The 202-nt window shown below is 73.3% G+C and carries 1 protein-coding gene; it reads right to left on the bottom strand.

Annotation, left to right across the window (positions count from 1 at the left end; all coding sequences use genetic code 11):
* The coding region (locus AC2CJA_RS27615) for an NAD(P)/FAD-dependent oxidoreductase (RefSeq protein WP_484605320.1) at nt 1-202 on the bottom strand (202 nt) is incomplete at both ends.

The raw sequence follows: 202 nt of genomic DNA, 5'->3' as shown, positions 1-202 counted from the left end.
CCAGGACACTCCGCGGCCGGACAGCTCCTCCTCCCGGGGCAGACCGAGCTTGCGGTAGGCCGAGCCGGTCGCGACGATGACCGCCCGGGCGCGGTGCACGGTACCGGCCGAATCGGTCACGGCCTTGATCTCACCCTCCAGGTCGACGGCGGTGATGTCGTCGGCGATCAGCTCGGCGCCGAACCGCTCGGCCTGGGCGCGC

The sequence above is a fragment of the Streptomyces sp. ATLC9 genome (assembly GCF_057196705.1).
This window is presented reverse-complemented; position numbering and strand designations above follow the sequence as displayed.